This is a genomic window from Martelella sp. FLE1502, from assembly GCF_053484255.1.
In genome coordinates, this window is the sequence record NZ_JBAKFQ010000072.1 from 1 (window position 1) to 421 (window position 421).

General features: G+C 64.8%; 1 protein-coding gene. It reads right to left on the bottom strand.

Annotated elements, in window-relative coordinates; genetic code table 11:
- On the bottom strand, positions 1-421 hold a 421-nt coding region (locus V6767_RS22720; protein WP_448475512.1), incomplete at both ends, for an autotransporter outer membrane beta-barrel domain-containing protein.

Genomic DNA, 421 nt, shown 5'->3' on the forward strand with positions numbered 1-421 from the left:
GGCTCCAGCGTGAAACCGTCGGTGATCTCGAAGCCGTAGCCAAGCCCGCCATAGACCTGGAACGTGCCCGCATCATAGCTGCCGGAAAGGTGGTCCGTGAATGTCGATGCAATAACATCGCGGTTCATCGACACGCTGTGCCAGGTATAGGCCGTGCCGAAGTCGACGCCGAACCCGCCCCATGTGCCGCCGCCGTAGAGGCCGAGCGTATAGTCGTCGCTCGTGCCCTTGGCATTGTGGTCGTCCACCTTGTAGGTCGTCTGGCCGAAGCCGGCCACCGCCCCGAAGCGCATCGCGCCAAAGGCCGCAAAGTCCGCGCCGAGGAAGAAGCCTCCGACCTGGTCGGTCATCTTGGCAGCGCCGTTTGCGCCGTCCATCGACGACCAGGCGCCGTAACCCGCGGCCCAAACGCCAATGCCGC